Annotated in this window: 8 protein-coding genes; all 8 read left to right on the forward strand. The window is 54.3% G+C overall.

The annotated features are described in order from the left end of the window. Positions 1-179: cupin domain-containing protein (locus tag QMM04_RS19760; RefSeq protein WP_349253946.1), on the forward strand; the 179-nt coding region annotated here is incomplete at its 5' end. Between the two features lie 212 nt (positions 180-391). After that, the gene (locus QMM04_RS19765; protein ID WP_058961058.1) at positions 392-1102 is read left to right on the forward strand and encodes a FadR/GntR family transcriptional regulator; all 711 of its coding nucleotides are present in this window, start codon (positions 392-394) and stop codon (positions 1100-1102) included. Next, positions 1089-2255, forward strand: a complete 1167-nt coding sequence (locus QMM04_RS19770; protein ID WP_282996828.1) for a PLP-dependent transferase — start codon at positions 1089-1091, stop codon at positions 2253-2255. Before QMM04_RS19765 ends, QMM04_RS19770 begins: the two co-directional genes overlap by 14 nt. Before the next feature lie 21 nt (positions 2256-2276). Then, complete coding sequence (locus QMM04_RS19775) at positions 2277-3548, forward strand: sugar ABC transporter substrate-binding protein (RefSeq protein ID WP_160833818.1); 1272 nt, start codon at positions 2277-2279, stop codon at positions 3546-3548. A 21-nt stretch (positions 3549-3569) separates the two neighbouring features. After that, the gene (locus QMM04_RS19780) at positions 3570-4496 is read left to right on the forward strand and encodes a sugar ABC transporter permease (RefSeq protein WP_282996829.1); all 927 of its coding nucleotides are present in this window, start codon (positions 3570-3572) and stop codon (positions 4494-4496) included. Positions 4497-4505: 9 nt separating this feature from the next. Then, complete coding sequence (locus QMM04_RS19785) at positions 4506-5330, forward strand: carbohydrate ABC transporter permease (RefSeq protein ID WP_166934347.1); 825 nt, start codon at positions 4506-4508, stop codon at positions 5328-5330. A 2-nt stretch (positions 5331-5332) separates the two neighbouring features. Further along, the gene (ugpC, locus tag QMM04_RS19790) at positions 5333-6400 is read left to right on the forward strand and encodes a sn-glycerol-3-phosphate ABC transporter ATP-binding protein UgpC (protein WP_182058310.1); all 1068 of its coding nucleotides are present in this window, start codon (positions 5333-5335) and stop codon (positions 6398-6400) included. 120 nt (positions 6401-6520) lie between these two features. Further along, the coding region (locus QMM04_RS19795; RefSeq protein WP_282996830.1) for a RidA family protein at positions 6521-6844 on the forward strand (324 nt) is incomplete at its 3' end.

The raw sequence follows: 6844 nt of genomic DNA on the forward strand, positions 1-6844 counted from the left end.
CAGTGAAACAGGCTGAAATTATGCATTTTCTTAACGGCACAGGTTCATTTACTCCTGATGGCGAAGCAACCCTAAATTTTAAACCGGGTGATTCCTTTTTCTTCGAAGCCAATACTGAAGGGACCTGGGTAATTGAAAGCACGATGCGTAAACTGTATGTGATTTTTGACGCCAGCTAATTTATTTACGCATATATAAATGGCGCGTTAATTCGCGCCTTTTTTATATCCTCGCTGTGACATCCCGGTGCATTTTTTTTCGCCTTGCACCAGTAAAACTCAGATCTCCTGCTTATTACTGCCCAGAAACGTCAATTAAATCAGGCATAAAAATAATGGCACGCGCCTTGCTATGAAATTGGTAGAGATGTTGGACCAATTAAGGCAGCGCTATGCAATCTCCTTTTGAGCTTCAACCGATAACCACACCGCGCAGTGACACGCTGATTCTTGATGCACTCACGCGTTTTATGGCGCAATCCGGCGCGCAGCCGGGGAGTCGCTTACCGCCTGAACGCGAACTGGCGGAGAAACTCGGGGTGAGCCGCAACACCGTGCGTGAGGCGTTAAAACGCTGGGAAGCACTGGGCATCATTCTGCGTAAGAAAGGCAGCGGCACGTTTTTGCAGGCAGATGTCGGCATCAACGACAGCTTCCTCTCGCTGCGATTCAAAAATGACTCCGCCAATATGCTGCACGCACTGGAGGTCCGTCGCATTATCGAATCAGAATCCTGTGTGCTCGCTGCACAGCGTGCAAGCGCCGAAGACCTGCTGGAAATCGAACAGCGATTGATTGAAATGGAGCGCGTGCATCTGGCGGTCGGCTCAGCCGGTGCCGAAGACTGGGCGTTTCACACCAGCATTTATCGCGCTTCCGGCAACCCCCTTCTGTTGCAAATGCTTAACGGCATCTACGACAGCATGCACGCCTTTTTTGAATCGCCACCGGAGCAGGCACTGTTTGCCGACTCCTTCCCGTTACACCGCGATCTCTTCAATGCCATTTGCCAGCGGGATGGCGAAGCCGCGCGCGCCATTTGCCATCAAATTCTCGATATCACTGAACGCGACATGAAGGATGTCATCAATGCCAAACGATAAACCGGTCTCGCAACAAACACTTTTGTCCCATGATTTACGTCATGAAAAAGGCGCGGTCACCCCGCCGATCTACCAATCGTCACTGTTCACCTTCAGCGATTACGATAGCATGATTGCCCGCTTCCGTGGCGAAAGCGATCAACCGCTCTATTCGCGCGTCGATAATCCCACGGTCCGAGCGCTGCAGGAGAAAGTTGCCGCACTGGAAGGGGGCGAGGCTTGCCTGGCGTTCGGCAGCGGCATGGCCGCCATCAGCAATGCCATTCTCAGCGTGCTGCAACCCGGCGCAAAAGTGGTGTGTGTTAATCACGTCTATCCCGATACGTATCGCTTCCTGCGTGGCTTCTGCCAGCGTTTTGGTATCACCACCGAGTTCGTCGATGGTGATGATGAAGAGGCAATTCGTGCCGCGCTGCCGGGTGCCAGCCTGCTCTACCTGGAAAGTCCGGTGAGTTGGGTGATGGGCGAGTTGGACCTGAATAAACTGGCCACGCTGGCGCGTGATGCTGGTGCGGTCACCATTATCGATAACAGCTGGGCGTCGCCGATTTTCCAGCAGCCGTTACTGTGTGGGATCGACATCGTGGTGCACTCGGCATCGAAATACATCAGCGGGCACAGTGATGTGGTGGCCGGCCTGGTCATTGCCAGTCAACAGCACATCGGCAATATCGCACGCCACATCAGCCCGTTCCTCGGCGGCAAGCTATCGGCGCATGAAGCCTCATTGCTGATCCGTGGTCTGCGCACGCTCCCCCTGCGCATGAAGCAGCATCACCAAAGCGGCATGGAACTGGCGCAAAAGTTGAGTGCCCATCCACAGGTTACGGCAGTGTGCCATCCCGGTTTGTCCCCCAAATCCTGGTCATCGCTGCGCGGCTACAGTGGCCTGTTTGCGTTTGAAGTGACCGAACAAATCGATATCCCCGCCTTCTGCAACGCCTTGCAGTACTTCCATATGGGGGTGAGTTGGGGCGGATTCGAAAGCCTGGTGATGCCCGCCATCTCGGTCATCAATCAAGCCAGCGAATTTAACTCGGCCGTTGATTTTGGCGTCTCGCCACGGTTGATCCGCATCTCGATTGGACTGGAAGAAACCGAAGACCTTTGGAACGACCTGCAACAGGCGCTGGCCACCGCAACCCGCGCATAATCACTCCCAGGAGAAGCTGCAATGACGACTCGTTTTGCGATTAACGCACTGGTTTTAGCCATTGGATTGGGTTCAGCACTCAGCAGTATGGCGGCAAAATTAACCGTGGTGGAAGTGATTACCAGCCCGCCCCGCACTGAACTGCTGCAGAAGATGCTGACCGAATACAAAACCCAGCATCCCGGCACGGAAATTGAGCTGATCTCGCTGCCGTGGGGTCAGGCGTTTGAAAAATTAGGCACCATGTTGCAAAGCGGACAAGTGCCCGATGTGGTGGAAATGCCAGATACCTGGCAAGGGCTGTATGCCAGCAACAACATGCTGGAGGATCTGGAACCACGTCTCAAAAGTTGGGATGGCACCGCCCAGTTAACCGATAAAACGCTGGCGATGGCGCGTGCCGCCAATGGCAAAGCCACCATGATCCCTTACGGCTTCTACCTGCGCGCCCTGTTCTGGAATAAGAAACTCTTCCAGCAGGCCGGATTGAGCGAGCCGCCAAAAACCATGGATGAGTTTGCCAGCGATGCTAAACGCATCAGCCAGTTGGGTAACGGCATCAGCGGCTACTGTATGCGCGGCGGCGTCGGCGGCACCAACGCCTGGATGATGTTTATGGCGGCAATGAACGGCTCACCGGATTTCTTCGATAAATCCGGCAACAGTACTCTGACTCAGCCAGGGGCGATCAAAGGGGCGCAGTTGCTGGTCGACATGTACAAACAAGGCGGCGCGCCAAAAGACAGTGTGAACTGGGGCTTTAACGAAATCGTCTCCGGTTTCTATTCCGGCAAGTGCGCCATGCTCGATCAGGACCCCGATGCGCTGATTGCGATTAAAAACAGCATGGCCGCCGATGATTTTGCCGTTGCACCGATGCCTGTCGGACCGTCGGGTAAAGCTTTCCCTACCATTGGTTATACCGGCTGGGCGATGTTTAAACAGGGCAAACAAAAAGATCTCGCCTGGCCACTCATCACCTTCCTGAGTAATAAGACCAACAACCTCGCATGGGCAAAATTTGTTGGCACCCTGCCGATTTATAAAGGTGCAGAGCAGGATCCTTTCTATCAAACACCGCAGTTTGCCGGCTGGTTTAAAGAGTTAAACGATCCGAACTATGTGCCCTTAACCATGCCGACACATCTGAAAGGCTGGGGTTACTTTAACTCGGTGATTGTGAAAGAGAGCAGCCAGGAAACCCTGCTGGGTGAAAACGACACCGAAGACATGGTGAAAGACTGGGCTAAATATTTGACCAAAGAGCAGAAAAGCTGGCTCGCCACGCAGTAATCACCGATCGCGCGGAGAACAATGATGATGTTAGAAACCTCACTTGACGCCCGCTCGCCGCGCCCGCGCTACACGCGCTGGCTGCGGCTGGCTGAGCCGTGGTTTTATCTTTCGCCGGGACTGTTGCTGATCGCCTTGTTTATTTTTGTGCCGATGGCGATCGGCATTTCCTACGCGTTTCAGAGCATGAATCTGCTCAATCCGATGGATAGCGGGTGGGTGGGCTGGGATAACTTTGCCGAAATGTTTGACGATCGGCGCTTTTTTAAAGCACTCGGTCACACGCTGAACTGGACGCTCAGCTCACTGCTGTTGCAGTTTTTCTTCGGTCTGGCGTTAGCGCTGCTGCTCAACCGCGAATTTCGTTTTCGTCGCTGGGTGCAGGCGCTGGTGTTTCTGCCCTGGGCGGTGCCCGCCTTTCTATCCGGCCTGACCTGGTCCTGGCTGCTTAACCCGGTGGTCGGCCCGTTACCACAGTGGCTGAGCGATCTCGGATTACTGAGCGAGCCATACAATATCTTGTCCGATCCTCAGTTGGCCATGTGGGGACCGATCATTGCTAACGTCTGGTTTGGTATTCCGTTTTTTGCCATTACCCTGTTGGCCGCTTTGCAATCCATCCCGAAAGATCTGTATGAAGCGGCTTCGATTGACGGTGCCAGCGGCTGGCAACAATTCTGTCGCGTCACGCTGCCCTTCCTGGCACCGATGATCGCCATCACCGTGATGCTACGTACCATCTGGATCGCCAACTTCGCCGATCTGATCGTGGTGATGACCGACGGTGGCCCCGCCGGATCCACCTCGATTCTATCCAGCTACATCTTCACCACCGCCTATCGCAAACTCGATTTTGGCTATGCCTCGGCAATGGCGGTGTTTCTGTTACTGCTGATGACCTGCTACGCGCTGGTTCTGCTGCGCATTCGTCATCAACTGTTGAAATAAGGAGGCGAAATGAAACTGTTACCCATGATTGGCCATCGCCTGAGTATTGGCCTCTACCTGCTGTTTGCCCTGTTTCCGCTTTACTGGATCATTAAGATTTCAGTCACACCGGATCAGCTGCTGTTCAGCCAGGGCGTGACACTGTTGCCGGGCGGCTTCACTTTAGGCCACTTTCAAAAAGTGCTCACCGACAGTGATTTCCCCACCTTCTTCAGCAATAGTCTGATCGTCTCTTTCAGCACCGCTTTCCTGACCACGCTGATTGCTGCTGGTGCCGGCTATGCATTTTCGCGTTTTCACTTTCGCGGCAAGATGGTGATGGCGGCGCTGCTGTTGTTCACGCAGATGTTCCCGTTGGTGATGATCATCGCCCCGATTTATCGCGTGATGGCCCCGCTCGGCCTGACCAACAGTCTTCTGGGTCTGGTGCTGATTTACACCGCCTTTAACGTCCCGTTTGCCACCTTTTTGATGCAGTCATTCTTTGATGCCATTCCCAAAGATCTGGAAGAGTCTGCGATGCTGGAGGGCTGCACACGTTTTCAGGCGCTGTATCGGGTACTGGTTCCGCTGACGTTACCGGGAATGGCGGCAACGCTCGGCTTCGTGTTTACCGCGGCATGGAGCGAACTGCTGTTCTCGCTGATGCTGATCAACAAAAACGAAGTGATGACCTTCCCGGTGGGTTTACTCAGCTTCGTCTCCAAATTTGCCGTTTCATGGGGTGAAATGATGGCAGCCGCCGTAATGGCGCTGATTCCTGCCTGTCTGTTCTTCGCCTTTATTCAACGATATCTGGTTCAGGGTCTGACCGCTGGCGCGGTTAAGGGGTAAACATGGCAGAAATTACACTGGCGCAGATCGACAAACGCTACGGCAATGTTGAAGTCCTGCGCGATATCAACCTCACGATTAACGATGGTGAGTTCGTGGTGTTGGTCGGGCCGTCCGGCTGTGGCAAATCCACCTTACTGCGCACCATTGCGGGTCTGGAACTGGCGAGTAGCGGCGATCTCCGCATCGGAAAACGACTGATGAATGATGTCGCCCCGAAAGATCGTGATATCTCAATGGTGTTTCAGAGTTATGCGCTCTACCCGCACCTGACGGTGGCACGCAACATGGGCTTTAGCCTCGAAATCCAGAAACGTCCGCGTGCGGAGATTGAGGAGAAAGTGAAGCGAGCGGCGGATATCCTTAATCTTTCACATCTTCTGGATCGTCGTCCCAAAGAACTGTCCGGCGGCCAGCGCCAGCGAGTGGCGATGGGACGCGCGATCGTGCGCCAGCCGCAGGTCTTTCTGTTTGATGAACCGCTCTCCAATCTGGATGCACAACTGCGCGGCAAGATGCGCGTCGAGATTAAACGCCTGCATCAGCAGATGAACAACACTATCGTGTATGTCACGCACGATCAGGTTGAGGCGATGACGCTGGCCGACCGGATTGTGGTGCTGAACCACGGAGTTATCCAACAAGTCGGCACACCACTGGAACTGTATGACACGCCAGCCAACAAGTTTGTCGCCAGCTTTATCGGCTCACCGTCCATGAACTTTATCAATGGCGTTGTCACCCCGAATGGCGTGCGCATCGGCGACAGCGCGCTGTTGCCCGCTAACCCGGCATGGGCCAATCAGCCTGAAGGTCGTGAAGTCATTTATGGCATCAGACCTGAAAACATCGCACTGGCTTCAGCAGGTTCTCCACACGCGCTGCCACTGGAGGTTTCTCTCGTCGAACCCACCGGTTTATCCGAGCTCATCCACGGCAACTTATTCGGGCATGAGGTGATGCTGTTTACCACCCAACGTTCCGGTGCCGCAGCAGGCGATATGATTGCCGTTGAAGTGGATTATGCGCGTGCGATGCTGTTCGATGCCGCGTCACAAAAGCGTTTGTAACCGCCGCCGTGTTGCTTTAGCGGCAATGCGGCGTTGCCAGGATACCTTTACCCGGCAACGCGCACGAGTGATAGCCTTGAAGCGAGAACATTCGCGAACGAAACAGGGTTAAGGAGCGTTATGAGCATTATCAATCCCGCCGGTTTGAAGGCGCGCAGCTATTACAATCACGTCAAAATTCGTCCCGGAACGCCGGTATTCCCGACCGGGCAAGTCGCGTGGGATGAAGAAGGAAACGTGATCGGCATTGGAGATATGCAGCAGCAGGTCGAGCAAGTGTATGCCAATATCGATCGTTTGCTGGAGGGGCTGGGTGCACAGCGTGACTGGATTGTGCGCACCACCACTTATGTCACCGACCTGGCGCTGGTGCCGCATATTCATCCGGTACGCCAGCGCTTCTTTGAAGGACTTGAGTTACCTGCCAGCACGCTGTTTCAGATC

Origin of the sequence: Pantoea sp. Pa-EAmG (genome assembly GCF_030024295.1) — a bacterium.
Lineage (GTDB): Bacteria > Pseudomonadota > Gammaproteobacteria > Enterobacterales > Enterobacteriaceae > Pantoea > Pantoea dispersa.

Bases quoted from the DNA above. Each gene is read 5' to 3' on its own strand.
- QMM04_RS19770 (WP_282996828.1), top strand. From the start codon at position 1,089: ATGCCAAACGATAAACCGGTCTCGCAACAAACACTTTTGTCCCATGAT.
- QMM04_RS19785 (WP_166934347.1), top strand. From the start codon at position 4,506: ATGAAACTGTTACCCATGATTGGCCATCGCCTGAGTATTGGCCTCTAC.
- QMM04_RS19775 (WP_160833818.1), top strand. From the start codon at position 2,277: ATGACGACTCGTTTTGCGATTAACGCACTGGTTTTAGCCATTGGATTG.
- ugpC (WP_182058310.1), top strand. From the start codon at position 5,333: ATGGCAGAAATTACACTGGCGCAGATCGACAAACGCTACGGCAATGTT.
- QMM04_RS19780 (WP_282996829.1), top strand. From the start codon at position 3,570: ATGATGATGTTAGAAACCTCACTTGACGCCCGCTCGCCGCGCCCGCGC.
- QMM04_RS19765 (WP_058961058.1), top strand. From the start codon at position 392: ATGCAATCTCCTTTTGAGCTTCAACCGATAACCACACCGCGCAGTGAC.